The sequence below is a fragment of the Candidatus Ulvibacter alkanivorans genome, assembly GCF_003333325.1.
GTDB lineage: Bacteria > Bacteroidota > Bacteroidia > Flavobacteriales > Flavobacteriaceae > Ulvibacter_A > Ulvibacter_A alkanivorans.
The window spans coordinates 22,685-46,113 of record NZ_QOLC01000025.1 but is presented as its reverse complement, the minus strand read 5'-3'; the positions used below and the strand labels follow the sequence as shown (position 1 = coordinate 46,113).

Genomic DNA, 23,429 nt, shown 5'->3' with positions numbered 1-23,429 from the left:
GTACGCCTTTCTAGTTGGCCTGCTTTAGATAAATGAACTGTAATTAATGAATCAATCTTCCGTTACGCAGCAATTTTTGCTTTTCATCGTCACCTTATTTTTCTTCGGAAATAGCTTTGCACAAACCATCGAAAAAAACTGGCAATTTTCAGCCATCGAATCTGAGAGCGGATCGTCCCTATTTGAAGTGGACTCTTCAGAAGACACCTTTAATTTATCGAATGGCACATTCAATTATAGTCTGCTCGCAAAAGACAGTCTAAAAGCATCCGGCGACTATATCTTTCAGAATAACTTATTGGTATTATTTTACAACACACCTAATGATACCATTCGTAGATACCGTGTCAAAGAGTTGACCGATAGCACCTTGATCTTTTCGGAAAACAAAGTGACCTATAAATTTACAGCCCCAACGGCTACCGAAATCACCAATGTCACTGCAGATGAAGAAACTGACACCATAGCACTTGATCCGTCGCAAGGCCTAGGGGTAAGTTTGAATAGCATTGGGCGGGGGGCGCTAGGAATGTTCTTCCTCTTACTCGTATGCTTTCTGTTAAGTAGTAATCGACGAAAGATCGATTGGAGATTGGTGGGAACAGGATTGGCGCTTCAATTAGTATTCGCTGTACTTGTATTAAAAGTGCCCTTCGTCGCTAGCATCTTCGATTGGATCTCAGACAAAGTAGTGACCTTTTTGAACTTTAGTGAGAAAGGTGCCGAATTCCTTTTTGGCGGTCTCGTTACCGACATGGATACCTTTGGATATATTTTTGCATTTAAGGTATTACCAACCATCGTTTTCTTTTCTGCGTTTACCTCTTTGTTGTATTACCTCGGAATTCTTCAACTGTTCGTAAAGGCATTTGCTTGGGTTATGAGCAAGACCATGCGTTTGTCTGGAGCTGAAAGTTTAGCAGCAGCAGCCAATATTTTTATAGGACAGACAGAAGCGCCTTTGGTAGTAAAACCCTATCTAGACCGTATGACCAAGTCGGAAATGTTATGTCTTATGGTAGGCGGAATGGCAACCATTGCAGGAGGTGTATTAGCTGCATTTATCGCTTTTTTGGGTGGTGATAGCGATGCGGAAAAGATCATATTTGCAAAGCATTTGCTTACAGCTTCTATCATGTCGGCACCGGCAGCCATCCTTATTGCTAAAATGCTTTATCCTGAAACTGAAAGCGTAGACCGAAAGCTAGACATTAGCAAAGAAAAGATCGGTTCTAACATGTTAGATGCCATATCTCGAGGTACTACTGAAGGATTAAAACTAGCCGTTAATGTGGGTGCAATGCTACTTGTCTTTACAGCGGTAATTGCAGTATTTAATTGGATCACGGTAGACTGGATCGGTGGTCCAACCGGATTGAACGACACCATCGCTTCGGCTACAGAAGGCAGATATGACGGTTTTTCCATGCAGTATATTCTAGGGAACATATTCGCTCCGGTAGCATGGATCATTGGTGTTCCCGCCGAAGATATTACCGTTGTTGGCCAACTGCTTGGAGAAAAGACCATCTTGAACGAATTCTTTGCCTACGCATCTTTAAGCGACCTCAAACAAGCAGGTGCCATTAGCAACTATCGATCGATAGTGATCGCGACCTATGCCTTATGTGGATTTGCAAATTTTGCTTCCATTGGTATTCAGATCGGAGGGATTGGGGTTCTCGCACCTACCCAACGTACGGTCTTAGCACGCTTTGGAGTAAAAGCATTAATTGGAGGAACCGTTGCCGCACTGCTTACTGCGACCATCGCAGGAATGCTAATTGGATAAGGCGTTAATAACTTATAATAAAAGTCTATTTTTCAAGTTTTATAACAACTTCAGGTTTTTTACATTTAAAATCTGAAAATTAATGCTATGCAACAATATCACGACCTACTAAAACATGTGTTAGAACATGGAAACCAAAAAGAAGATCGAACGGGCACCGGCACTAAAAGTGTGTTTGGTTACCAAATGAGATTCGACCTCAGCGAAGGGTTTCCTATGGTAACTACCAAAAAACTACATTTAAAATCGATCGTTCACGAATTATTGTGGTTCTTACATGGTGATACAAATGTAAAGTACCTTCAGGATAACGGCGTTCGAATTTGGAACGAATGGGCCGACGAAAATGGAGATCTAGGCCCTGTATACGGTCACCAATGGCGAAATTGGAATAGCGAAGAGATCGATCAGATCGCCGATATAATTGAGACCTTAAAAACGAATCCCGACAGTCGTAGAATGTTGGTAAGTGCGTGGAATCCAAGTGTACTTCCCGACACGTCTAAGTCCTTTTCAGAAAATGTAGCCAACGGAAAAGCGGCACTCCCCCCTTGTCATGCATTCTTTCAATTCTATGTTGCCAATGGGAAATTATCGTGTCAGTTATATCAGCGTAGCGCCGATATTTTTCTAGGAGTACCGTTTAATATTGCGTCCTATGCCTTGCTCACCATGATGATGGCACAAGTATGTGGGTATGAAGCCGGCGACTTTGTGCATACCTTTGGTGATGCTCATATTTACAGCAATCACATGGAGCAAGTTGAGCTTCAACTTTCTCGAGAACCACGTCCCCTACCCAAAATGTTGCTAAATCCATCAATAAAATATATATTTGGCTTCAATTTTGATGACTTTACCTTGGTCGATTACGATCCGCATCCACATATTAAAGCAGCCGTAGCGATCTAAATGTCAAAATGAAATCTAGATTTATGAAGAAAACAATTTTTATCCTCAGTTTACTAATTAGCACAACCCTTTTTGCCCAAGAAGAATGGGGTGATGTAGAAAAAAATGTATTGACCATGAAGGAGCTTGCTCCTATCTGGCCGGGGTGTAGTGGAAATGCAGACCAAAGAAATGCCTGTTTCAAGCAAAAATTAGCACAGCACATCGCAAAGAATTTCAAATATCCTGCAGCCGAATACAAGAACAATGTAGAGGGTAAAGTGGTCGTCAACTTTATTATAAACGAGCAAGGACTACCTGAGATAAAAAAAGTGACCGGTGGGACCACCGCACTTCAAAACGAAGCCAAAAGAAATATCATGGCGATTCCTAAAATGACAAAACCAGGGATGATGGGCGGTAAGCCAAGAGCCATAAACTACACAGTTCCTTTTACGTTTAAAACAGGAAAATAAGAAACGTTTAATCCGAAGGCAGTCGCCTTTAACAACTTCTAAACAGTTAGAAGTTTAGATAATATGTATATTTAAAGTGTCGTATCAATACAAATGTTGATCTGGCACTTTTTTTATGATAGAAACCGACCATTTATTAACGCTTTTTTCTGAAACACGCCAACGAACCGAAACGCTCTGTAAACCATTGGAGATCGAGGATTATGTAGTACAACCAATTTTAGATGTTTCTCCACCCAAATGGCATTTAGGTCATACGTCATGGTTCTTTGAAGAGTTTATATTAAAACATCACAAACCGGGTTATCAGCTTTTTCACAAAGACTTTGCGTATTTTTTTAATAGTTATTATGAGACCGTTGGAGAGCGGGTTGTACGAAGTGATCGCGGAAACCTCACGAGACCGGGAGTCGCAAAAGTATACGACTACCGCCACTATGTGACGAACGAGTTAAAGGAACTATTGCAACAGCCCATAACAGATGAAGTAGAACATTTACTACGCATCGGTATTCATCATGAAAAGCAACACCAAGAGCTGTTACTAACCGACATTAAGTACATTCTAGGAAACAATCCTATACAACCCAAATACAACGATTCATTTAGCGAGAACAAGTTTCAAGAAAACACTCAGGAATGGATCAATGTTTCCGAAGGCATATTTGAAATAGGCCATAACGACCCTTCTAGTTTTAGTTACGATAACGAACATGGCAGACACAAGGTGTATTTGCATTCATACAGCATATCGAATAAATTAGTTACGAATAGAGAATATCTTGCCTTTATTAAAGATGGAGGGTATTCTAATTTTAATTATTGGCATGCCGATGGTTTAGAATGGATACAGCAACAAAACATTAGACACCCAATGTATTGGTATGCTATAGATGATGAATGGAAGCATTACACCTTACAAGGTTTAAAACCCTTAGAACTCGATGCCCCAGTAACGCATTTATCTTACTATGAAGCTTTTGCTTTTGCCCAATGGAAAGACTGCCGACTACCTACCGAATTTGAATGGGAGGCCGCACAACATCAGTTTTCTTGGGGGGACCGTTGGGAGTGGACCGAAAGTGCCTATTTACCCTACCCGGGCTATAAAAAACCCCCCGGAGCAATTGGCGAATACAATGGGAAATTTATGGTAAACCAAAAAGTCTTACGCGGAGGCTCTGTAGCAACAGCTCCCAACCACACAAGACCTACTTATAGAAACTTTTTTCAACCTGAATTACGCTGGCAATTTACAGGATTGCGATTGGCAAAATGATCGCAATATCTTAATTTATGAATGAAACCTCACGCGAAATAGCATTGGACACACCTTTTAAGAAAGAGGTGTACGACGGACTTAGTAGTTACCCCAAGTACCTTTCTTCAAAATACATTTACGACAAAAAAGGCGACAAATTGTTTCAGGAGATCATGGAGCTTCCGGAATATTATCTCACTAACTGCGAATTCGAGATCTTATCTACCCACACCAAGGCCATTGCAGAATTTTTCCGAAGCAATAACAAAGGATTCGACCTTATAGAGCTAGGTGCCGGAGATGGAAAAAAAACTAAGATCCTATTACGATATTTATCTGAAAACGATTTTAACTTTCGATATAAGCCCATAGATATTAGCCAGAACGCCATAGACAGTCTTACCAAAACCTTGTCGCAAGAACTGCCCAAAGTGAGGGTAGACGCCGAAAAAGGAGAGTATTTTCAAGTGCTTGAGCGACTTCAAAGTTTTACAGAAAGAAAAAAAGTAATCATGGTGTTAGGCTCCAATATTGGGAATCTATTACACCCTAGAGCCATCTCATTCCTCACCAAATTGAAGGATGTAATGAGCGATGAAGATCTTCTGTTTATGGGGTTCGACCAAAAAAAGGACCCCCAAACAATATTAGACGCTTATAATGACCCTACAGGCGTTACGGCTGCATTTAACAAGAATTTATTGGTGAGGATCAATACTGAATTAGGCGCTAATTTCGATGTAGCAGCCTTTAAACATTGGGAGCGATACGATCCCGAAACCGGCACGGCAAAGAGCTTTTTGGTGGCCACGAAAGCCCAACAAGTCGAAATCCCTGCGTTAGGACTACATATAGATTTTGAGCAATGGGAAACTATTCATACCGAAATATCTCAAAAATATGACGATAAAACGGTAGATTGGCTTGCCGGAGAAGCTGGACTAAAAGCTGTCGCCCAATATGCAGACGGCAAGAAGTACTATAAAAATTATATTTTTAGTAAAAAATAAACCACCTCTTATGAGAATTTTACTCTTTTTAAGTGTTTTCGTTCTACTCACTAGCTGCCAAAATCCGATTAAGAAGGAAGAGCTGGAGCCTACCCATCAAACAATCGATTGGGTAGTTCGTGAAGGACTTCCAACAAAGGCTGACAGTCTAATGACATTTGGAAGCACGTATCTACCGGTCTATTCTGAAATATACCAGCAAAACAAGAATTTCACCTTTAACTTGACGGCTACCGTAAGCATTCGAAATATTAGCTTAAAGGACACGATCTATATCTCTAAAGCCGATTATTACGACACCCATGGAACGCTGATTAGAAATTATTTGGATAACACAATCTATGTGTTACCCATGGAAACAATCGAAATTGTTGTAGACGAAGAAGACAAAGACGGAGGAACCGGTGCTAATTTTGTATTCGATTGGAGTATGAAAAAAAATGGGCTTGAACCCTTCTTTGAAGCAATTATGATATCGACCGCGGGACAACAAGGGCTCTCATTTACAACCAGAGGTATCCGAAAACGATAATTAAAAATACCCACCCATGAAAGCCATTTGGAATAACGCAATAATAGCCGAAAGCGATGCAACTATCGTGATAGAGAATAATCATTATTTTCCGCCCGAAGCTGTAAATGACATGTATTTAAAAAAAAGCAATACCCATACTTCTTGTCCTTGGAAAGGTGAAGCTTCCTACTATTCATTAGAAGTTCAGGGAAAAGTAAATCGGGACGCTGCATGGTACTACCCTGATCCAAAGGAGGCAGCGAAAAAAATTGAAAACTATATCGCCTTTTGGAAAGGCGTTACGGTCATCGAATAATTACACCAAATCGAGCAATTGATCCAGATCCTTTTGGGTGTTGTAATAATGAAAACTCACACGTATCCCATTTCCACGTTGCGAACAGATAATACCGTGTTCTTTAAAACGTCGAAATAAGGTTTCATTTCCTTTAATCGTATAAATAGGAGCATGATCTTTTCGTGCTAGTATTGCAAGTTCTAATAGGTTTGCTTCGGAAAATTTTGTGAAAGCATACTGTTTTAGCATGCTTAATTTTTCCTGAATCTTAGCGAGACCAATTGATTCCAAAGACAGAAGCGATTGTTCTAAACTACCAAAATTTAGCGTGTCCTGATGTCCCGGCTCGAAGTGCCGAATAAAATCGATCTCTTCGCGCTTACTGTAAGCAGCTTCAGCCGAATTAAATCCGATGGTACTGGGATAAACCTGTTGATGTATCCCTTCCTTAACCATAAAGATTCCATTCCCGTAACCGGCCAACAACCATTTATAACCACTGGCGCCAAGCACATCGAACGGACTGTCAGCAAATGAAAAGGGCTCGGTTCCCAAATATTGAGTTCCGTCGGCTACTAGTAATAAATTGGGATGGTATGCTTTAATCCGCGTCAAGAATTCCATATCGATCTTGATACCGCTTAAATACTGTACGATACTAAACATAAAGACATCCGGTTGGTGTGTGGCAATCGCCTGTTCGATATTCTGTTCCAAGTTCGCATCTATGGCTGCATAACAAACATCGAAATCCCGATGTTCTACCGCCCAATTTACCGACGGATAATCTTGATCTAGTAAAAGTATTTTTTGTTTTCTTGGCAGCCCTTCTAAAAACGTATTACAGCCAAATGAGAAGTTGGGGACCAAGGCAATCTCATTTTCCGACGCATTGAAAATTCTGGCAACCGTCGATTTAATACGAGTTACATGCGCTCTGTGTTGATCTCTAAACTCGCTTCCGGCTGCTAGCAACTTACGGTCATGTTGGTGTCGCCAGTCGACCAAACTTTGAGACAGCAAGCCACAGGACGCAGTATTTAAATAGGTGTAGGAATCAAGTGCGGGAAACTCTTTTTTTAGCGCAGTCATAGGTTTAGCGTTGAAAATTCGGTAATTTTACCATAGATATAAAAGTAACCAACTATGTTTTCAAAAACCAATAAAAGCGAAAGAATCGATTCGGAACAGCGCGAGCAATACGAATATGCCAGAAGACGCATTAAACAGAAGAAGCGCTTGATGCGCCATTTTATTATCTTCTTGGTCGGTTCGGTTTTTTTAATCATTCTTAACCCGGTATTGGGCTACGGGAATGAATTTTTTATAAAAGATTGGTTTGTCTGGGCAATACTAATTTGGGCCTTCCTCTTTTTAATTCATGCATTCAACGTTTTTATAATGAATAAATTCATGGGTAAAGAGTGGGAAGATCGACAGTTGGAAAAATTAAAGGCGCAACAAGCAGATCGCATGTCGCAGCTACAAAAGCAAGTAGACAAGGAGGTTCAACTTCCGTCCAATAGCGACTTAAAAAAAAATCAAGATCCGAACTTACTTCCTCCAGACGTAGAATGATTACAATTATAGCAGCAGCAGGTGAAAATAATGAACTAGGCAAAAACAACGATCTGGTTTGGCATTTACCCGATGATTTTAAACGATTTAAAGCGCTAACCACGGGTCATTTTATTATAATGGGTCGCAAGACCTTCGAATCATTTCCCAAACCGCTACCCAATCGTACGCATGTGGTAATTACACGAAATAGTAATTACCAAAAAGACGGTGCAGTCGTTGTTCACAGTATGGAGGCAGCGCTAAAAAAGGCGAAAGAAGACTCACAACCGTTCATTATTGGCGGTGGTGAGATCTATTCGATGGGATTGGAAGTTGCCGATAAGATCGAGTTGACTCGTGTGCATGGAACTTTTGATGCCGATACCTATTTCCCAGACATACCGATGAAAGATTGGGAATTGACCAAAGAAGACTATCACCCTGCCGACGAAAGACATGCCTACGGCTTTACTTATCAAACTTGGGTTCGTAGCTCATAGCACGCTAATGATGAAAAAAGTAATTGCGCATTTAGAACAATCACTTTCAAAAAAAAATTTGCAGGTAACATCATTAAGCGGTGGAGACATCAACGATGTGTTCTTGTTGAAAACGGCTTCGGAAACATTTGTATTAAAAACGAACAGTGCTTCCAAATTCCCGGGCATGTTTGAAGCCGAAGAAAAAGGACTAAAACTCTTGCAGAACACACAAACTTTCTTTGTTCCCAATGTAATTAACCGAGGCTGTATCAACGATAAAGCCTATTTAGTATTGGAGCATATTGATTCTAAAACGCCAACCACTAATTTTTGGGAAACGTTCGGTCATAGTTTGGCAGAGCTACACAAGAACACTGCAGCTTCCTTTGGACTCGATCATGACAATTACATAGGCAGTCTCCCACAATACAATGCACATCGCGAAAGTGCTTCTGTCTTCTACATAGAGCAACGTCTTTTGCCTCAATGGAAGTTAGGATACGATAAGGGGTTCCAGCTAGGAGATGAAGCTCAATTTTTTCGAAGTATTTCAGACCGTATTCCCAAAGAACCCCCTTCGCTACTCCATGGAGATCTTTGGAGTGGAAATTATATGGTTTCCCATCACGGAGAACCGGCACTAATCGATCCTGCTGTCGCCTACGGACCTCGCGAGATGGACCTTGCCATGATGCAATTGTTTGGCGGCTTTCCTTCCCAAGTTTTTACCAGCTACAACTCTCAGTTTCCACTTCAAGAAAATTGGAAAGATCGCATCCCAATATGGCAGCTGTATTATTTATTGGTGCATTTAAATCTCTTCGGAAGCAGTTACCTTTCGCAGGTAAAATCGATACTAAAACGGTATTCTTAACATAACTTTCAACATAGTTTAGCAAAGCTTTGGGGCATTTAGACACCCTTATTAAGTACCTTTAAAAGAAAACTATGAGCACAAAGAATTTATATAACGAAGAAGCGAAAGAAAAATTAACGAATATCGTTGAAGACGTAACAGTAGCGATGATGGCCACCGACCTAGGTAAACGACCCATCTCTGTCGTGCCAATGCACACGAAAAGAGTGGATGATGATGGAACCATTTGGTTTCTAAGTGCCGCAGACAGCGATCACAATACAGACATTACGCGCAGCAGTGCGGTGCAATTGTTATACAGTGATACCGGATCGATGAAGTTTCTAAGTATCTACGGGGAGGCAATAATAATCACAGACCACCCTATAATTGAGGAATTATACAGCGACTTAGACAATGCTTGGTTTGATGGCCCCAACGACAAGAACGTATCGGCTATCAAGTTCACACCTCGAGAAGCTGCCTATTGGAGCAACGATCACAATAAGTTAGTGACGTTGTTTAAATTAGGCATGGCAGCAGTGACCGGAGATCAAAAAGATATTGGCACTTCCGGAAAACTCAACATTTAATCACAATATCAAAACAGCTTTAATTCCCCTTTGTTTATGGCATAGGGGAATTTATTTTTATTTTTACAATCTATTCCGAAGCAATACGTATTCGCATTCGGATCAAAACCAAAAATTCAACCTTTATGAAAGCATATATTTTCCCCGGACAAGGAGCGCAATTTACAGGAATGGGCAAGGACCTATACGATGCATCCCAAGAAGCCAGACAATTGTTTGAGCAAGCCAACGATATTTTGGGCTTTGACATCACCAAAATAATGTTCGAAGGATCTGCAGACGATCTTAAGGAAACCAAAGTAACACAGCCTGCTATCTTCTTGCATTCTACAATATTAGCAACAGTTATGGGCGACGCGTTTAAACCCGACATGGTGGCCGGGCACAGTTTAGGGGAGATTTCCGCACTGGTAGCCAACAAAACATTAGCTTTTGGCGATGGGCTTCAATTAGTGTATAAACGAGCCTTAGCTATGCAGAAAGCGTGTGAAGCAAAACCATCTACTATGGCTGCAGTCCTAGGACTGGAAGACCATTTGGTGGAGGCAATATGTGCCGACATCGACGGGACCGTAGTTGCTGCAAATTACAATTGCCCGGGACAATTAGTAATTAGCGGTGCCGTAGAAGCTGTAAACAATGCCTGCGAAAACTTAAAAGAAGCCGGCGCAAAACGTGCATTATTATTACCAGTAGGAGGCGCTTTTCACAGTCCGTTAATGGAGCCGGCTCGCGAAGAATTGGCAGCTGCTATAGAAGCGACTCAATTCTCGAATCCCGCCTGCCCAATTTATCAAAACGTATCTACCTTCGCAGTTACAGACCCTTCAGAAATAAAAAAGAATCTAATTTTCCAATTGACCGCCCCAGTGAAATGGACACAGAGCGTACAGAATATGATAAAAGACGGCGCTACACATTTTATTGAAGTTGGACCGGGAAATGTACTTCAAGGGCTGGTAAAAAAGATCGATAGAAGTGTCGAAACCGAAAAAGCAACTATCGCTTAAAAAAAAGCCCTGTGAAAATTTTCACAGGGCTTTTTAATTTTTGAGATAGTGATATTAAGCACTTAGTCTACAAATATCACAATCTTTTATTTCACCATAATAGGTTTCTCGATACTTATGGATTGTTTTGTACGGGATGCTCATAAATGTCTTTTTTATGTAGACCACATTGGCCGTTAACATTCCCATTTTTTCTGTAAATCGTTTTTCTCTTTTCGTTTTTCGTTTTACTGAAACTAGTTTCATCATTTGATTTTTAATGAAGTGCAAAGAAACAAAACCTAATTGGCAATCACAAAATCAAGGTGTTAAACCTAGGTTAATCCTGATTATTGCTTATAAATCACTCCATTCTTCATTACAAATATCACATTTTCCATGGTATTGATATTTTCTGTAGGATCTTCATTTACCGCCACTATATCGGCCAAAAATCCTACCTCGAGCTGGCCAAGCTCATCTTCAGCTTGTAGTAATTCGGCATTGGTAATGGTAGCCGATTGCAAGGCCTTCATTGCGGGCATACCGGCTTCCACCATATATCCGAACTCTTTACCGTTCTCACCATGTGGAAATACACCGGCATCGGTTCCAAATGCGATCTTTACACCCGTATCGTATGCCTGACCAAAGGTGTTTTGAATCTTCGGACCAATTTCTAAGGCTTTAGGAACAATTATCGCCGGATAATAATTAGGCACCTTTGCCTTTTCACTTACATACTTCCCCGCTGTAATGGTGGGTACTAAATAAGCATCGTATTGTTTCATGAGTTGCATGGTCTCTTTACTCATTAAAGTTCCATGTTCTATGGTTTTCACTCCTGCTCTTATTGCGCGTTGCATCCCTTCATCTCCATGTGCATGTGCCGCCACGTACATTCCGTAATCCTTGGCAGTTTGTACGATGGCTGCGATTTCTTCTTCTAAGAACTGAGGATTCTTTCCACTCTTAGCCACACTTAATACACCTCCGGTAGCGGTGATCTTTATCCAATCCGCACCATTTTTATACCGTTGACGGACTGCCTTTCGAGCGTCTTCTACGCTGTTCACTACTCCTTCGGCAGGTCCAGGATCTCCCATAAGCTCCCGTTTTCTACCATTGGTAGGGTCGGCGTGTCCTCCTGTAGTTGCCAGTGATTTTTCTGCAGTATAAATTCGCGGACCGGTGACAGTACCGTTGTTTATAGCATTCCGAAGCGATACGTTTACACCGCTACCTCCAAGATCACGAACCGTGGTAAAGCCAGCCAAAAGTGTTCTATAGGCATAATCGGTTGCATTGAACGCAACGTCGGCTTCATTCAGAATAAATGGTTTTAAGTAATTATTCGCACTGGTTTCATTCTCTAAGTGAACGTGCATATCGATTAGTCCGGGTAGCACGGTCTTATTTTTCAGGTCGATTACCGTGGCTTCTTCGGAAGACGGACTTACAAAGCCATCTTCAATTGCCACGATTTTGTCTTCTGAAACGATCAAGGTCTTATTTTCGATTACGCGACCATTCTTCGTATCGACTATCTTTCCGCAGTGCAGATACGTTTGTTGCGCTTGCATTCCGAAGCAAAACAACACAATAACAAATAATATATAATTTTTCATAGTTAGAGGTTTCTAATTTTTTGTTCCCATTTCCATGCTGAAGCCAAGGCTTCTTCCATAGATCGTTCAGCCTTCCAGCCCAATGTTGTATTTGCCTTGGTCGTATCTGCATACACAGAAACAACATCGCCCGGGCGGCGATCGACAATTTTATAGTTTAATTTCTCACCGGTAACCTTTTCAAATGCGTTAACCACTTCGAGCACCGAACTGCCACGCCCCGTACCTACATTAAAAATTTCGTAATTAGCGGTATTCTTAACACTTAGTAAGCGTTGAAGGGCCACTACGTGCGCATGGGCCAGGTCCATTACGTGAATATAATCTCGTATACAACTGCCATCTGGGGTTGGATAATCATTTCCAAAAATAGAAAGTGTATCACGTAATCCGGCTGCAGTTTGCGTAATAAAGGGCACGAGGTTTTGAGGCACTCCTACTGGAAGTTCTCCAATTTCGGCCGAGTGATGTGCTCCTATCGGATTAAAATATCGCAATGCGATCGATTTAATTTCTGAAACTTGACAAGTATCAAGAATAATCTCCTCACTTATTTGCTTAGTGTTGCCATACGGAGAAATGGCCTCTTTTACTGCTGCGTTTTCGGTTATGGGCAACTTGTCCGGCTCTCCATACACTGTACAAGACGAACTGAAAATAAAGTTATGAATAGAATGCGCCATGCATTCCTGAAGTAAATAAATTAAGGTATTAAGATTATTCTCATAATATAGCAAAGGTTTTTCGACACTTTCCCCAACGGCTTTACTGGCTGCAAAGTGAATAATTCCCTCTATATCGGTATGTCGTTTAAAGAAATCGACCACATCTTGTTTTACACGAAGGTCTAATCGCTCAAAAATAGGCGAGGTACTAGTAATGTTCGTAATCCCCTCTAGCACATTAATGCTTGAATTCGAGAGATTATCGACAATAACCACCTCGAATCCTGCTTCTTGAAGGGCAACCACCGTATGCGAACCAATATAACCCAACCCGCCGGTAACAAGAATTTTTTTCATACAATTAGGGTTTATCGATCTAGATTAACGAGTTACGAATTCGATGACAGTCTTTGTAATATAGTTTATTTGTTCATCATCAAGTTCGGTGTGCATTGGAAGTGAAATAACTTCTTTCACTAACTGATTTGTCACGGTAAAATCTGCTTCATTATAGCGTGCATCGCTGTACGCTTTTTGCAAATGCAAAGGGATAGGATAATAAACCCCACATGGAATATCATTTTCATTTAGGTGCTTTACCAATGCATCGCGATCGGTATCGAGTACGCGCAATGTATATTGGTGAAACACATGACAATCGCATACATCGCAAATAGTCGCACCGGCATCACAAAATCCGGTAGGGGTTACGATGGAATCGATTCCCTGGAACGCCTTACTATATTTTCGTGCCGCATCTCTACGTTTGGCATTATAATTATCCAAATTAGGTAGTTTAGCACGCAAAATAGTAGCTTGAATCGAATCTAACCTAGAGTTCACTCCAACCACATCATGATGGTAACGTTCGTACATACCGTGATTAACAATACCTCGAATGGTATGCGCCAAATCGTCATCATTGGTGAAAATAGCTCCTCCATCACCATAGCAGCCTAAATTCTTCGAAGGGAAGAATGAGGTAGACGCTACGTGACCAATAGTTCCTGTTTTTAATTTTGCCATATCCCTTGTGGTATAGGTTCCTCCTATGCCTTGGGCATTATCTTCTATAACAAATAGATCATGTTCTTTGGCAATGTCCATAATTGCATCCATTTCCGCTGCCAATCCGAAGAGATGTATAGGCACTATCGCTTTGGTTCGTGGTGTGATTGCTTTTCTTATTGCTTCCACATCGATATTAAAAGTAACAGGGTCTACATCTACCAAGACCGGTGTTAGTCCTAATAAGGCAATAACTTCTACAGTTGCTGCAAAGGTGAAATCGGCAGTGATCACCTCATCTCCGGGCGCGAGGCCCAAGCCCATCATGGCGATCTGTAATGCATCGGTGCCATTGGCACATGGAATTACATGTTTTACGCCTAAGTAATCTTCCAGTTCTTTCTGAAATTGATGCACCTCAGGACCATTTATATAGGCCGTAGACTCGATTGCATCTAGGACAGATTGGTTTACTTGCTCTTTTATATGTTCATATTGACCTTTAAGGTCGACCATTTGTATTTTTCGCATAAGTTGTCTTGAACGATTATCTCGTAAAACTACAAAAATGTAGCTAGTTTTTTATGAATTGCCCCTTGAAGATATGTATTATTTTGATGTTACCTCTTTTCCAATAAAAAGACATTCAATTTTCGAACGAGCTCCCTCAAATTTGGTATTTTAGCATTGTCATGCGATCATTGTATACGCTTCTTATCTACATCACTACAGCTCATTTATGGGTTGCTCAGTTCTTTAGCAACAAAATGAAATTGTTTATAAAGGGCAGAACTCAGGTGTTCGACACCTTAGAGAGCACATTAGACCCAACTCGAAAGTCCATTTGGTTTCACTGCGCCTCTTTAGGCGAGTTTGAACAAGGCGTGCCTATTATTAAAGCTGTTAAAAAGAAATTTCCCGATCATCAAATCGTAGTATCATTTTTCTCTCCTTCCGGTTACGAGAACAAAAAGAACACACCATTGGCAGATGTGGTGGTATATTTACCTATGGATACTATCTCGAACGCTAAACGCTTTATAAAAGCGATTAACCCAGCGTTGGTATTATTTATTAAATATGAATTTTGGCCCAATTATTTATTGGAGCTTCAGAAAGAGAACATTCCTATCTTGCTGGTATCGGGACTTTTCAGAAAAGAACAACTGTTCTTTAAATCCTATGGTGGTTTTATGCGGAAAGCGCTGCAAAGCTTCCATCATATTTTTGTACAGGATAAAGCTTCCGAAGCATTACTAAAAAAACACAATCTGCTTAATGTATCGGTAAGTGGCGACACAAGATTTGATAGGGTTTCGCATCAAATCGCGCAAGACAACAGTTTAGGGTTTATGGAGCAATTTAAGCAAGACCATTTATGTCTTGTCTGCGGAAGCACTTGGGCGGAAGATATAGCCGTACTCCTTCCCTACTTGAATTCGATGCCAGACACACTTCGTGTTGTGGTCGCACCCCACAAGATCGAAGATGAAAAGATTGAAAATTTCAGAAAAAAATTAAAACAAACTTCAGTTCGATATTCACAACATACCGATGATGATCTATCTCAGGCAAGCGTGCTCATTGTAGACACCATAGGGTTACTCACCAAGATCTATAGCTACGCCAATGTCGCTTACATTGGAGGCGCAATGGGTAGTACAGGATTGCATAATATATTGGAAGCGGCAACTTTCGGTGTGCCGATCGTGATTGGCAAGAACTATGACGAATTTCCGGAAGCAGAAAGATTGCGATCGTTAGCGGGGCTTTTTTCTGTTCAATCTTCGGAAGAATGCAGCGAAATATTGAATAAGTTAATGGAAAACGACAGCTTTAGGAACAAAACAGGAATGATCGCCGCGCATTTCGTAGATCAAAACACCGGAGCAACTCAAAAAATTATGGACTATATCGCAAAGTTACACAGTGACGGCCTTATTTAAGTACCTTCTAAACGGAAGCATGTCTTTATAGATCTGGATCACAAGGTCATCAAAATCGGGCGCAAATACCTCTTCTCTGGTGATTGGGGTCGTAACCGCAAACGAACGTCTTTTAAGTAGCTCTATATGCTTATGTTCTTTAGAGAACCCTTTCGGTGCGGTCTTTAGTGAGTTGTCTTGTGTCAAGCCACCGAATCTGTCTTTAAAACTTCTTTTTTCTATAATATCCCTTAGCACCTCTCCATTATAGTCGATCGCCTCACGTATACTCCGTAAGGCTTTGGAGGACGGATGCCAATAACCGCCACCAATAAAAGAAGAATGATTCCCTAACTCGATATAAAAATCACCTTGTTTGCTTTTTTGATCTAAACCCGCGCCAAAATGATCTTTATAAATGGGTCTATTGGGATGGAACATTAAGTTATTATTGATACGATTGATCGCTTTTTTACCCGGAGTGTCGAAATAATGAGGATCGATAGTGGCGAGTTTATCATTCATAGTAGTAAGCCAATCGACATAAAAACCCTTAACCTCATGATAGTAGTTTCTATTGCTGTCCATCCATTCCTTTGAATTGTTCTTCTGAAGTACCTCTAAGAATTCGTAGAGTTTTTTAAAGCTCATGTTTTTGATATAAAGCTAATTGATAGGTTCGTATCTTTCAGAAAATTTAATAAAACTTTACAATATGTCGAATGTTAAAATCAGTAATTTTGATTCTATAATTAAACCTAAACTAATAGTATTATGAAAAAAGTATGGATTGTAGCAGCGCTTGTTCTAGCCACATTTGCAACCACTTCATGTAGGGAAACCGAAACGAAAACTGAAACCAAAGAAGTTATTCGTGAAGTAGAGGTTGAAACCGAGGAGGAACGTGAAGGTATTTTAGAACGTACGGCCAAAGAAGTTGACAAAGAAGTTAATGAAGAGATCAACGAGGAGATCGACAAAATTGGTAACGACGACTAGTATACACGAATTTTAACACTATCGTTATGAAAAAAATACTTGTAAGTCTGGCTTTAATTCTAGCATTTAGCACTTCCTTAGTATCTTGTAGAGACACGACAAAGGCAGACGATGTTGAGGATGTAGCAGATGACTTGGAAGATGCTCTGGATGATGCCGAAGATGAGATAGAAGAAGTTGTCGATGATGAGGCAACTGACGCCAATTAAAATTCGGAACCAGTTCGTAAAGAGAGGACATTATCCCTATAAGCGGTAAAGACGACGCTAAAAGGTAATACCTCAATTAATACTTAAACTAAAATTATGAAGAAAATTGCCCTTATTACATTATCTGCGCTGTTCTTAAGCGTTTCTTTTACTTCTTGTAGAGAGAATAAAGAAATGACAGAAGAAGAAGCTGTCATCGAAGAAATGAGAGAAGATGGTGCCGATATCAAGGTTAAAGAAGACGGTGATGAGACCAAGATAAAAATGGAAACCGAAAATAAAGAGGTTAAGATCAAAACCGAAGACGGAGAATCTAAAATGAAAATTAAAACTGAAAATGACGATGCTTCATAACGCTTCGCAGATTTAAAAAAAAACGGCTCTAATTGGAGCCGTTTTTTTATGCTTGCAAATTGTTTATTTGCCCTTTAAGTTCTTGCATCGACTGTTGAAGTTCACGCAGTAAGCTACTATCGTCAGGCTCATCCACTCCAAAACTTAGCTTACTGTTTACCAACCATAGTTCTTGAATAGAGGATATATCCACATCTATTGGCAGGTATTCCTTATTCAAGGAGATAAGTCGTACTTTTTGAGCATTTCCATGTATCTTCTGAAGCTTTTTAACCAAGACCGAATCTTGTAGCACCACTATGTAGATCCTACTGTTATCGGCCTCTGCGATACTTGAGACCGCTCGACCCAGTACCCATTCGTTAGGACGAATGTTAGGAAGCATACTATCTCCCTCTACTTGAAAACCGCGGTAGGTAGCGTTACGATATTGTGGCAACGGAATAGTAAAGCCCGGCAGAGAATCATACCACTCGGTATCTTGAATGTTATGAGGATATCCTGCGGCCGCTTTTTGATTCACCAACAGGATGGTTTCCTCATCGTTCTTGTCGACTGTTATGGCCTTAGGACTTACATTACCGCCTGAGACATCTATATATTGTGTAAAACTCTTACCAAATAACCACAACGGATTGATTTGAAAACGCTCTAACAGCTCGGTTACAACTTTTCCGGTTATTCTCGTTTTTCCTCTTTCAATATCAGCCGTACTTGAGCCAATCTCTAATAGTTCGGCAAACGCTTGTTGCGTATAATTTAGTTCTTCCCGTACTTTTTTAAAGCGTCGGGCTTGTATAGATAGCGATGATTCCATACTCAAATGTACAATATTTTGGATTTAATCCAAATTATTAGAGGAATTATTCCAATATTGTGGGCCTTTTCCATATTTTTGGTAAAATTCCAACACTTGCTTTCTGGTAGTATGATACTTCGATCCTTTAAATTAAAGCAAATACATTGGATGCTATTTAATGTTGATACCGGTACAAATTTTAGGATCCTAAATGCGACTAAAGAGGTATTATTTTTATAAGCAATACACTTTCATATATCTAAAATCACACTACACGTTCTAGGAGTTATTCCGAAGTGCTATTGGAAATATTTGAGCGAAAAGCATAAATAATCAAAAAATTAAGTAATTTTATTCTACGATAACTAAAAAAACCAACACATGAAGAAATTTTTAGCCATAGTAGTAATGGGCGCTTTTATGATCGCTACTTACTCTTGTAGAGAAACAACCGGAGAAAAAGCAGAAGAAGCGATAGAAGCTGCCGCAGAAGACACCGAGAGAAACCTTGAAAAAGCAGGTGACGCCATAGAAGAAGCCGTCGATGAAACAGGAGAAGCAATGGAAAATGCCGGTGAAGAAATTCAAGAAGAAATTGACGAAACAGACGAGACTACATCAGAAGAGTATTAGTCTTCGCTTTGTAGTTCAAAAAAAATAAGTACTTTTAACAACTATTAATCACTAATCATACAAGCATGAGAAAATTATTTTTATCATTAGCAGCTTTAGCGTTAGTCGTTTCTGTTTCTTGTAGAGAAACAAACGAAAAAACAGAAGTTGAAGTTGATGACACATCAGAAGACATCGAAAGAACTATGGAAGAAGCAGGAGATGAAATGGAAGAAGCCGCAGAAGAAACCGGTGATGCCATGGAAAATGCTGCCGACGAAGTAGAAGCGGAAATGGAAGGAACCGACGAGAACTAATTCCAGATTCTGATACAAAAGACGAACCCTTTGTTTAGCTACAAAGGGTTTTTTTATGGACTAAAACGAATTCGCTATCAATATAATTGTAAATTCCTAGCTGCGAATCATTACGTGTTCTTCTTCGGAAAGATAAAGAGATCGCTTACACGCTTGGGACCACAGTCTTGAGCCTACCTGGTTAACGAGGGTATTAATTACTTTTACTAGACGGACTAATATACTATAACTGCAACAATTAGACGCAAATGCTAAAAAGCAAACATCAATTTCTCGACGCATTTAGATCGATCACCAAAGAAGAAGTCTTCTTGTATGTTATTATCTATATAGGTTCTGGTTTTATAGCAAACGAAATAGGTCGAAGCGCAGAAATAGCCAAATTTACGCACTGGTGGCAGGTAATTACATGCTACGGACTTTACATGATACCAATCTCTATAGTAATTCGGCCGTTCCCGCCGTTTACACAATACGCATATGGCTTGGTTGCCATGGGAATTTTAGAGTTTCTAGGTTATGCATTAGAAACCTCCTATGTGTACCCAAATAATATTCTAATACAACTTTTTGGACCCTATACATTCGCTTTAACCATGACTTTATTTTTTGCAGGATTTTTCCTACTTGGAAATTTTATAGTAAAAAAATTGAGTTTTATTTTCTTTAATATCAAGGGATAACCTGCAAAGCTACAACAAACATAGTTGAGAATCAATGTAAGAAATTTCCTAATTAGTAGTTACATTCGTATCGAATTTAATCTCTAAATCTACTATTATGAAAAAACTTATGTTTATTTTAGCCGTTCTTGCTTTCAGTGCAAGTTGTACCCCAGAATCTTTAGAAAGCGATGAGCAACAAATCGATAAAGACCAATACGAAGTACCGCCAAACGGATAGAAAACGCGCACTTATAAGTGGGGTGTTGGTATCAATTATATTGATAGCAACACCTTTTTTATTTTATGTATATAAGTACGCACCTGCCGACTCTAAAGAGTGGGATACTATTTTTGGAACAATTACCGCTAGTGGTTTTAACAGTGTACAGTCGTTTATGCACGCAGTCTTTACCAAATCTATTTTTGTGTGTCTAACCGGGATTTGGTTCTTAACTTCTCACAATTGGTGGAAGTATGCGATACTCATCCCATTCACTATGTTCCTATTTCAATTTATCGGGGTCTTAAATCACGAATTGCAATACATAGACGAATTCGATTTTTGGTATTCGCTACCTATAATCCTTCCTATACTTTTCTTCCTAATGTATATTTCGTATCGCATTAGCAAGAAGCCCGAAATAGATTCTATTCTAAAACGCGATGTAGACGAAGAGATCAACAAGATCTTGAGCGACGATCTTTAACGCCCGTTTTAAAGTATAGGTTACCGAAGTTTACGTGCGCTCTTTAAATTCTATCAAGACAGCGATAGCTAAACATAATACGATTGTTCCAATTACTAATCCACCTACTCCCATAGTTTTAATTTTATTTGTTATTCTTTTCTTCGGAATCTATCTATCAATCATTTTCCTAATCCTTCGAATATTGATATAGATTTACAGGCTACAATATACTAAAACTTTTACGCTCCTTCTTAGTATTTTACATTCGACGACACATAGTTCAATAGAATGGGATAGCGCTTAGGAATACACACGAATTCGAGCGCCTTAGTTGAACTCTTAACTTTATCATTGCTAGGAGGAAGGATTAGTTGAAGAAATAAAGATTTTTTTGATCGAATAAAATTTAGTCACAGTTCATTATCTTTAGGTCGCCTTTCTTGTAGTGAGAATGTTTAATTTTTAAGAAAAACGATTATGAGCACTGAAGAAAATAGCGAAGAAAGCAACAATGCTAACGAATGGAGTGATGAAGAAAAAAAAGCAGGCATGCAACGCTGGATCAAGTACAACCGTGAGCGAATGGATGCATATTATAAAGGCAAATTAGAAAGCTTATTATCTGAATTTGATATTGATATAAATGAGGAGGAATGATAGCGATAAAACCTTGCGCTAACATAACTAATATAAAGCTTGTGATCTAACTTCTCAAAACAAAAAAGCTCCCTGTATTAGGGAGCTTTTGTACTGAAGACGGGACTTGAACCCGTACGGACATTTCTGTCCACTGGATTTTAAGTTTCATGAAGCAAGTGGCTATAATCATTAACATGCTATATTTCAGTGGTTTGAATTTTTTTCATATTACAATATAAATAAATTTTAGGTACTTTTTTAGGTACCAATAATTTATTTTAAATACAAACTATGAATTATCTAAATTGCACAACAACACCGCAACGATTTCCTGTTGCGTAGACGAAAAATTAGTAAAAAATCGTTAAACCTTAAATTACAAGGCACTTAAAACGCATTTTTAGCATTCAACCCCATTTTGATGTGGCTTGTTGAGTTTGAACATGAGCATTTTTGGTTTAACCAATTCATACTGTACGATTAAGTTCAAATATTTTTAAGCAACAGGGTTTTTCCTGTTTTAAAAGGGGATTTTTCCTGTTATTGTAAATATCCGTTGTGAATGTCTTTTTTTATTCATTAATTGGCAGCAATTAAACTCTCTAATTAATGAAGCATTTCTACTCTATTGCATTCCTATGTATTCTTATTTCTTTATCAGTATCTGCACAAGACATCCTTTGGGACAAATCCTATGGCGGATTGCACGCTGACTATCTTTTTGATGCTAAACCAACGCAAGATTATGGGTTTATCTTAGCCGGTAGTTCGATATCCGATAAAAGCGGAAACAAACAAGATAAGTCCTTTGGCAACATGGACTATTGGGTTTGGAAGATGGACCAAAATGGATCACTCGATTGGCAAAAAAGCTATGGGGGTTCTGACATAGATTTTTTAAAAACGATTATTACAACCCGAGATGGCGGATTTTTACTTGCCGGCACCAGTGCCTCTCCTAAAAGTGGCAATAAGAAAGACAATGGTTTTGGTTTTGAAGATTTTTGGGTCATAAAATTAAATGCTGATGGTTCAGAACAATGGCAAAAAACCTTAGGAGGAATCGCAAGTGATAAACTACACACAGCCATAGAAACAAAAGATGGAGGATTTCTACTAGCAGGAACATCCGACTCTCCTACTTCGGAAAATAAAAAAGGAAAAAACTACGGCAGTAGTGATTATTGGATCGTCCGAATAGATGCAACTGGAGAGGTGTTATGGGATAACAGCTTTGGGGGTGTTTATTTAGATACTGTAGAATCCATAACCGAAGCTGCGGAAGATGGTTTCTATATTTTAGGGTATAGCAACTCACCAGATACTGGCAATAAGAAAACAGAGAACTTCGGAAACGGTGATTTTTGGTTAGTCCGCATCAATAAAGAGGGAGAATCCCTATGGCAACGCTCCTATGGAGGCGAAGGTGATGATCATCCTTATGTGGTTTTAAGCCTTAAAGACAAAGGCCTGCTTTTAGGGGGTATTTCTAACTCGCCCAATAGCAACACAAAACAAGCCTCTAACAAAAAAGGCACGGATTTTTGGGTATTTAAACTAGATGAAGAGGGGACTATCCTTTGGGAAAAAACCTATGATATTGGTGAGTATGATATTTTGTCCAATATTATTGAAAACAAGGATGGCAGCATGCTAATGGCAGGCTATGCTAAAAGCGAAAGAGTAGGTCTTAAACGATCCGACAGCAGAGGAATAAACGATTATGTAGCCATCAAAATTGATGAGAAGGGAGAAGAAAAATGGCGAAAGGAAATTGGAAGCAATGGCGATGATATTCTACAGCAAGTGATCCTAACACGTGACCAAGGATACCTATTGGCCGGTACCAGTAACGGAAGTGTTTCAGGGGATCGCAACAGCGGACAAGGGCGACATGATTTTTGGGTCGTAAAACTACTAGATGAAGAAAATGATGAAGTTGCTAATGGAGGCATGCTAGAGGCCTTTCCAAATCCTACCAGTGGTTATACCAATGTGATTATCAATGAAGATTTTGAAAATGCCACTGCGGGTCTCTACGATATGAATGGACGACAAGTGCAACAAATTCCAATATCACATAGAACAGTTCCGGTGAATCTATCGGGTCTTCCCATTGGGGTCTATCTGTTTTCAGTAGAAACCAACAATACCACCTACTCGGTGAAAATTCTTAAAAAAGATTAATTCATTATACT

General features: G+C 39.6%; 29 protein-coding genes. 22 read left to right on the top strand and 7 right to left on the bottom strand.

Annotated features, from left to right (window positions below; all coding sequences use genetic code 11):
* The first annotated feature begins 46 nt into the window (after nucleotides 1-46).
* From DWA30_RS01455 to DWA30_RS01425, 7 genes are all read left to right on the top strand, one after another.
* Nucleotides 47-1,792: a nucleoside transporter C-terminal domain-containing protein gene (locus tag DWA30_RS01455; protein WP_114490757.1), complete on the top strand. Its 1,746-nt coding sequence runs from the start codon at nucleotides 47-49 to the stop codon at nucleotides 1,790-1,792.
* 87 nt (nucleotides 1,793-1,879) lie between these two features.
* Complete coding sequence (locus tag DWA30_RS01450) at nucleotides 1,880-2,704, top strand: thymidylate synthase (RefSeq protein WP_114490756.1); 825 nt, start codon at nucleotides 1,880-1,882, stop codon at nucleotides 2,702-2,704.
* Nucleotides 2,705-2,727: 23 nt separating this feature from the next.
* Entirely contained in the window at nucleotides 2,728-3,159 is a 432-nt protein-coding gene (locus DWA30_RS01445; protein WP_114490797.1) for a TonB family protein, read from the top strand.
* Between the two features lie 115 nt (nucleotides 3,160-3,274).
* Nucleotides 3,275-4,438 carry an ergothioneine biosynthesis protein EgtB gene (gene egtB, locus DWA30_RS01440; protein ID WP_114490755.1) on the top strand — a complete coding sequence of 388 codons (1,164 nt, stop codon included), beginning with the start codon at nucleotides 3,275-3,277 and terminating at the stop codon, nucleotides 4,436-4,438.
* A 17-nt stretch (nucleotides 4,439-4,455) separates the two neighbouring features.
* Nucleotides 4,456-5,430: an L-histidine N(alpha)-methyltransferase gene (locus tag DWA30_RS01435; RefSeq protein ID WP_114490754.1), complete on the top strand. Its 975-nt coding sequence runs from the start codon at nucleotides 4,456-4,458 to the stop codon at nucleotides 5,428-5,430.
* A gap of 10 nt (nucleotides 5,431-5,440) precedes the next feature.
* Complete coding sequence (locus DWA30_RS01430; protein WP_114490753.1) at nucleotides 5,441-5,962, top strand: DUF3124 domain-containing protein; 522 nt, start codon at nucleotides 5,441-5,443, stop codon at nucleotides 5,960-5,962.
* Nucleotides 5,963-5,978: 16 nt separating this feature from the next.
* Nucleotides 5,979-6,260 (top strand): DUF427 domain-containing protein, encoded by a 282-nt coding sequence (locus tag DWA30_RS01425; protein WP_114490752.1) that lies wholly within the window; start codon nucleotides 5,979-5,981, stop codon nucleotides 6,258-6,260.
* Here the strand turns inward: DWA30_RS01425 and DWA30_RS01420 are convergent, their stop codons facing one another.
* Nucleotides 6,261-7,334, bottom strand: a complete 1,074-nt coding sequence (locus DWA30_RS01420) for an aminotransferase class V-fold PLP-dependent enzyme (protein WP_114490751.1) — start codon at nucleotides 7,332-7,334, stop codon at nucleotides 6,261-6,263.
* 54 nt (nucleotides 7,335-7,388) lie between these two features.
* Here DWA30_RS01420 and DWA30_RS01415 point away from each other — a divergent pair, with 54 nt between their 5' ends.
* From DWA30_RS01415 to fabD, 5 genes are all read left to right on the top strand, one after another.
* Nucleotides 7,389-7,820, top strand: coding sequence for a 2TM domain-containing protein (locus DWA30_RS01415; RefSeq protein ID WP_114490750.1), 432 nt, complete (start codon nucleotides 7,389-7,391; stop codon nucleotides 7,818-7,820).
* On the top strand, nucleotides 7,817-8,302 hold the full coding sequence (locus tag DWA30_RS01410) for a dihydrofolate reductase (protein ID WP_114490749.1): 486 nt from the start codon (nucleotides 7,817-7,819) through the stop codon (nucleotides 8,300-8,302). Before DWA30_RS01415 ends, DWA30_RS01410 begins: the two co-directional genes overlap by 4 nt.
* A 7-nt stretch (nucleotides 8,303-8,309) precedes the next feature.
* On the top strand, nucleotides 8,310-9,158 hold the full coding sequence (locus DWA30_RS01405; RefSeq protein WP_114490748.1) for a fructosamine kinase family protein: 849 nt from the start codon (nucleotides 8,310-8,312) through the stop codon (nucleotides 9,156-9,158).
* A gap of 74 nt (nucleotides 9,159-9,232) precedes the next feature.
* A complete protein-coding gene (locus tag DWA30_RS01400) occupies nucleotides 9,233-9,733 on the top strand; it encodes a pyridoxamine 5'-phosphate oxidase family protein (protein ID WP_114490747.1) in 501 nt (166 codons plus the stop codon).
* Between the two features lie 125 nt (nucleotides 9,734-9,858).
* Nucleotides 9,859-10,743, top strand: a complete 885-nt coding sequence (gene fabD / locus DWA30_RS01395) for an ACP S-malonyltransferase (protein ID WP_114490746.1) — start codon at nucleotides 9,859-9,861, stop codon at nucleotides 10,741-10,743.
* A 54-nt stretch (nucleotides 10,744-10,797) separates the two neighbouring features.
* Here the strand turns inward: fabD and DWA30_RS01390 are convergent, their stop codons facing one another.
* The 4 genes from DWA30_RS01390 to DWA30_RS01375 form a co-directional block, all read right to left on the bottom strand.
* On the bottom strand, nucleotides 10,798-10,989 hold the full coding sequence (locus tag DWA30_RS01390; RefSeq protein ID WP_114490745.1) for a hypothetical protein: 192 nt from the start codon (nucleotides 10,987-10,989) through the stop codon (nucleotides 10,798-10,800).
* Between the two features lie 83 nt (nucleotides 10,990-11,072).
* Nucleotides 11,073-12,350 carry a metal-dependent hydrolase family protein gene (locus DWA30_RS01385; RefSeq protein ID WP_114490744.1) on the bottom strand — a complete coding sequence of 426 codons (1,278 nt, stop codon included), beginning with the start codon at nucleotides 12,348-12,350 and terminating at the stop codon, nucleotides 11,073-11,075.
* A gap of 2 nt (nucleotides 12,351-12,352) precedes the next feature.
* Nucleotides 12,353-13,372 carry a UDP-glucose 4-epimerase GalE gene (gene galE / locus DWA30_RS01380; protein WP_114490743.1) on the bottom strand — a complete coding sequence of 340 codons (1,020 nt, stop codon included), beginning with the start codon at nucleotides 13,370-13,372 and terminating at the stop codon, nucleotides 12,353-12,355.
* Nucleotides 13,373-13,396: 24 nt separating this feature from the next.
* The gene (locus DWA30_RS01375; protein WP_114490742.1) at nucleotides 13,397-14,554 is read right to left on the bottom strand and encodes a DegT/DnrJ/EryC1/StrS family aminotransferase; all 1,158 of its coding nucleotides are present in this window, start codon (nucleotides 14,552-14,554) and stop codon (nucleotides 13,397-13,399) included.
* Nucleotides 14,555-14,790: 236 nt separating this feature from the next.
* Between DWA30_RS01375 and DWA30_RS01370 the strand changes: the two genes are divergently transcribed.
* On the top strand, nucleotides 14,791-15,969 hold the full coding sequence (locus DWA30_RS01370) for a 3-deoxy-D-manno-octulosonic acid transferase (RefSeq protein WP_245933838.1): 1,179 nt from the start codon (nucleotides 14,791-14,793) through the stop codon (nucleotides 15,967-15,969).
* On the opposite strand, the gene DWA30_RS01365 is transcribed toward DWA30_RS01370, so the two are convergent.
* On the bottom strand, nucleotides 15,946-16,599 hold the full coding sequence (locus DWA30_RS01365) for a DUF2461 domain-containing protein (RefSeq protein ID WP_114490740.1): 654 nt from the start codon (nucleotides 16,597-16,599) through the stop codon (nucleotides 15,946-15,948). The genes DWA30_RS01370 and DWA30_RS01365 overlap by 24 nt on opposite strands.
* 123 nt (nucleotides 16,600-16,722) lie before the next feature.
* On the opposite strand from DWA30_RS01365, the gene DWA30_RS01360 reads away from it, so the two are divergent.
* From DWA30_RS01360 to DWA30_RS01350, 3 genes are all read left to right on the top strand, one after another.
* Complete coding sequence (locus DWA30_RS01360; protein WP_114490739.1) at nucleotides 16,723-16,947, top strand: hypothetical protein; 225 nt, start codon at nucleotides 16,723-16,725, stop codon at nucleotides 16,945-16,947.
* Nucleotides 16,948-16,973: 26 nt separating this feature from the next.
* Nucleotides 16,974-17,156 (top strand): hypothetical protein, encoded by a 183-nt coding sequence (locus DWA30_RS13230; protein WP_168421713.1) that lies wholly within the window; start codon nucleotides 16,974-16,976, stop codon nucleotides 17,154-17,156.
* A 96-nt stretch (nucleotides 17,157-17,252) separates the two neighbouring features.
* On the top strand, nucleotides 17,253-17,510 hold the full coding sequence (locus DWA30_RS01350) for a hypothetical protein (RefSeq protein WP_114490738.1): 258 nt from the start codon (nucleotides 17,253-17,255) through the stop codon (nucleotides 17,508-17,510).
* A 46-nt stretch (nucleotides 17,511-17,556) separates the two neighbouring features.
* Here the strand turns inward: DWA30_RS01350 and DWA30_RS01345 are convergent, their stop codons facing one another.
* Nucleotides 17,557-18,327, bottom strand: a complete 771-nt coding sequence (locus DWA30_RS01345; protein WP_114490737.1) for an XRE family transcriptional regulator — start codon at nucleotides 18,325-18,327, stop codon at nucleotides 17,557-17,559.
* 363 nt (nucleotides 18,328-18,690) lie between these two features.
* On the opposite strand from DWA30_RS01345, the gene DWA30_RS01340 reads away from it, so the two are divergent.
* From DWA30_RS01340 to DWA30_RS01315, 6 genes are all read left to right on the top strand, one after another.
* A complete protein-coding gene (locus DWA30_RS01340) occupies nucleotides 18,691-18,942 on the top strand; it encodes a hypothetical protein (RefSeq protein WP_114490736.1) in 252 nt (83 codons plus the stop codon).
* Nucleotides 18,943-19,007: 65 nt separating this feature from the next.
* Nucleotides 19,008-19,238 (top strand): hypothetical protein, encoded by a 231-nt coding sequence (locus tag DWA30_RS01335; protein WP_114490735.1) that lies wholly within the window; start codon nucleotides 19,008-19,010, stop codon nucleotides 19,236-19,238.
* Nucleotides 19,239-19,486: 248 nt separating this feature from the next.
* A complete protein-coding gene (locus DWA30_RS01330) occupies nucleotides 19,487-19,921 on the top strand; it encodes a hypothetical protein (RefSeq protein WP_114490734.1) in 435 nt (144 codons plus the stop codon).
* Nucleotides 19,922-20,091: 170 nt separating this feature from the next.
* On the top strand, nucleotides 20,092-20,610 hold the full coding sequence (locus tag DWA30_RS01325; RefSeq protein WP_114490733.1) for a hypothetical protein: 519 nt from the start codon (nucleotides 20,092-20,094) through the stop codon (nucleotides 20,608-20,610).
* Nucleotides 20,611-21,069: 459 nt separating this feature from the next.
* Nucleotides 21,070-21,249: a hypothetical protein gene (locus DWA30_RS01320; RefSeq protein WP_114490732.1), complete on the top strand. Its 180-nt coding sequence runs from the start codon at nucleotides 21,070-21,072 to the stop codon at nucleotides 21,247-21,249.
* Nucleotides 21,250-21,840: 591 nt separating this feature from the next.
* On the top strand, nucleotides 21,841-23,418 hold the full coding sequence (locus DWA30_RS01315; protein ID WP_114490731.1) for a T9SS type A sorting domain-containing protein: 1,578 nt from the start codon (nucleotides 21,841-21,843) through the stop codon (nucleotides 23,416-23,418).
* The last annotated feature ends 11 nt before the right edge of the window (nucleotides 23,419-23,429 follow it).

Excerpts from the sequence above, each read along its gene's own strand:
- DWA30_RS01455 (WP_114490757.1), top strand. The coding sequence starts at position 47 with ATGAATCAATCTTCCGTTACGCAGCAATTTTTGCTTTTCATCGTCACC.
- DWA30_RS01450 (WP_114490756.1), top strand. The coding sequence starts at position 1,880 with ATGCAACAATATCACGACCTACTAAAACATGTGTTAGAACATGGAAAC.
- DWA30_RS01445 (WP_114490797.1), top strand. The coding sequence starts at position 2,728 with ATGAAGAAAACAATTTTTATCCTCAGTTTACTAATTAGCACAACCCTT.
- egtB (WP_114490755.1), top strand. The coding sequence starts at position 3,275 with ATGATAGAAACCGACCATTTATTAACGCTTTTTTCTGAAACACGCCAA.
- DWA30_RS01435 (WP_114490754.1), top strand. The coding sequence starts at position 4,456 with ATGAATGAAACCTCACGCGAAATAGCATTGGACACACCTTTTAAGAAA.
- DWA30_RS01430 (WP_114490753.1), top strand. The coding sequence starts at position 5,441 with ATGAGAATTTTACTCTTTTTAAGTGTTTTCGTTCTACTCACTAGCTGC.
- DWA30_RS01425 (WP_114490752.1), top strand. The coding sequence starts at position 5,979 with ATGAAAGCCATTTGGAATAACGCAATAATAGCCGAAAGCGATGCAACT.
- DWA30_RS01420 (WP_114490751.1), bottom strand. The coding sequence starts at position 7,334 with ATGACTGCGCTAAAAAAAGAGTTTCCCGCACTTGATTCCTACACCTAT.
- DWA30_RS01415 (WP_114490750.1), top strand. The coding sequence starts at position 7,389 with ATGTTTTCAAAAACCAATAAAAGCGAAAGAATCGATTCGGAACAGCGC.
- DWA30_RS01410 (WP_114490749.1), top strand. The coding sequence starts at position 7,817 with ATGATTACAATTATAGCAGCAGCAGGTGAAAATAATGAACTAGGCAAA.
- DWA30_RS01405 (WP_114490748.1), top strand. The coding sequence starts at position 8,310 with ATGATGAAAAAAGTAATTGCGCATTTAGAACAATCACTTTCAAAAAAA.
- DWA30_RS01400 (WP_114490747.1), top strand. The coding sequence starts at position 9,233 with ATGAGCACAAAGAATTTATATAACGAAGAAGCGAAAGAAAAATTAACG.
- fabD (WP_114490746.1), top strand. The coding sequence starts at position 9,859 with ATGAAAGCATATATTTTCCCCGGACAAGGAGCGCAATTTACAGGAATG.
- DWA30_RS01390 (WP_114490745.1), bottom strand. The coding sequence starts at position 10,989 with ATGAAACTAGTTTCAGTAAAACGAAAAACGAAAAGAGAAAAACGATTT.
- DWA30_RS01385 (WP_114490744.1), bottom strand. The coding sequence starts at position 12,350 with ATGAAAAATTATATATTATTTGTTATTGTGTTGTTTTGCTTCGGAATG.
- galE (WP_114490743.1), bottom strand. The coding sequence starts at position 13,372 with ATGAAAAAAATTCTTGTTACCGGCGGGTTGGGTTATATTGGTTCGCAT.
- DWA30_RS01375 (WP_114490742.1), bottom strand. The coding sequence starts at position 14,554 with ATGCGAAAAATACAAATGGTCGACCTTAAAGGTCAATATGAACATATA.
- DWA30_RS01370 (WP_245933838.1), top strand. The coding sequence starts at position 14,791 with ATGAAATTGTTTATAAAGGGCAGAACTCAGGTGTTCGACACCTTAGAG.
- DWA30_RS01365 (WP_114490740.1), bottom strand. The coding sequence starts at position 16,599 with ATGAGCTTTAAAAAACTCTACGAATTCTTAGAGGTACTTCAGAAGAAC.
- DWA30_RS01360 (WP_114490739.1), top strand. The coding sequence starts at position 16,723 with ATGAAAAAAGTATGGATTGTAGCAGCGCTTGTTCTAGCCACATTTGCA.
- DWA30_RS13230 (WP_168421713.1), top strand. The coding sequence starts at position 16,974 with ATGAAAAAAATACTTGTAAGTCTGGCTTTAATTCTAGCATTTAGCACT.
- DWA30_RS01350 (WP_114490738.1), top strand. The coding sequence starts at position 17,253 with ATGAAGAAAATTGCCCTTATTACATTATCTGCGCTGTTCTTAAGCGTT.
- DWA30_RS01345 (WP_114490737.1), bottom strand. The coding sequence starts at position 18,327 with ATGGAATCATCGCTATCTATACAAGCCCGACGCTTTAAAAAAGTACGG.
- DWA30_RS01340 (WP_114490736.1), top strand. The coding sequence starts at position 18,691 with ATGAAGAAATTTTTAGCCATAGTAGTAATGGGCGCTTTTATGATCGCT.
- DWA30_RS01335 (WP_114490735.1), top strand. The coding sequence starts at position 19,008 with ATGAGAAAATTATTTTTATCATTAGCAGCTTTAGCGTTAGTCGTTTCT.
- DWA30_RS01330 (WP_114490734.1), top strand. The coding sequence starts at position 19,487 with ATGCTAAAAAGCAAACATCAATTTCTCGACGCATTTAGATCGATCACC.
- DWA30_RS01325 (WP_114490733.1), top strand. The coding sequence starts at position 20,092 with ATGAGCAACAAATCGATAAAGACCAATACGAAGTACCGCCAAACGGAT.
- DWA30_RS01320 (WP_114490732.1), top strand. The coding sequence starts at position 21,070 with ATGAGCACTGAAGAAAATAGCGAAGAAAGCAACAATGCTAACGAATGG.
- DWA30_RS01315 (WP_114490731.1), top strand. The coding sequence starts at position 21,841 with ATGAAGCATTTCTACTCTATTGCATTCCTATGTATTCTTATTTCTTTA.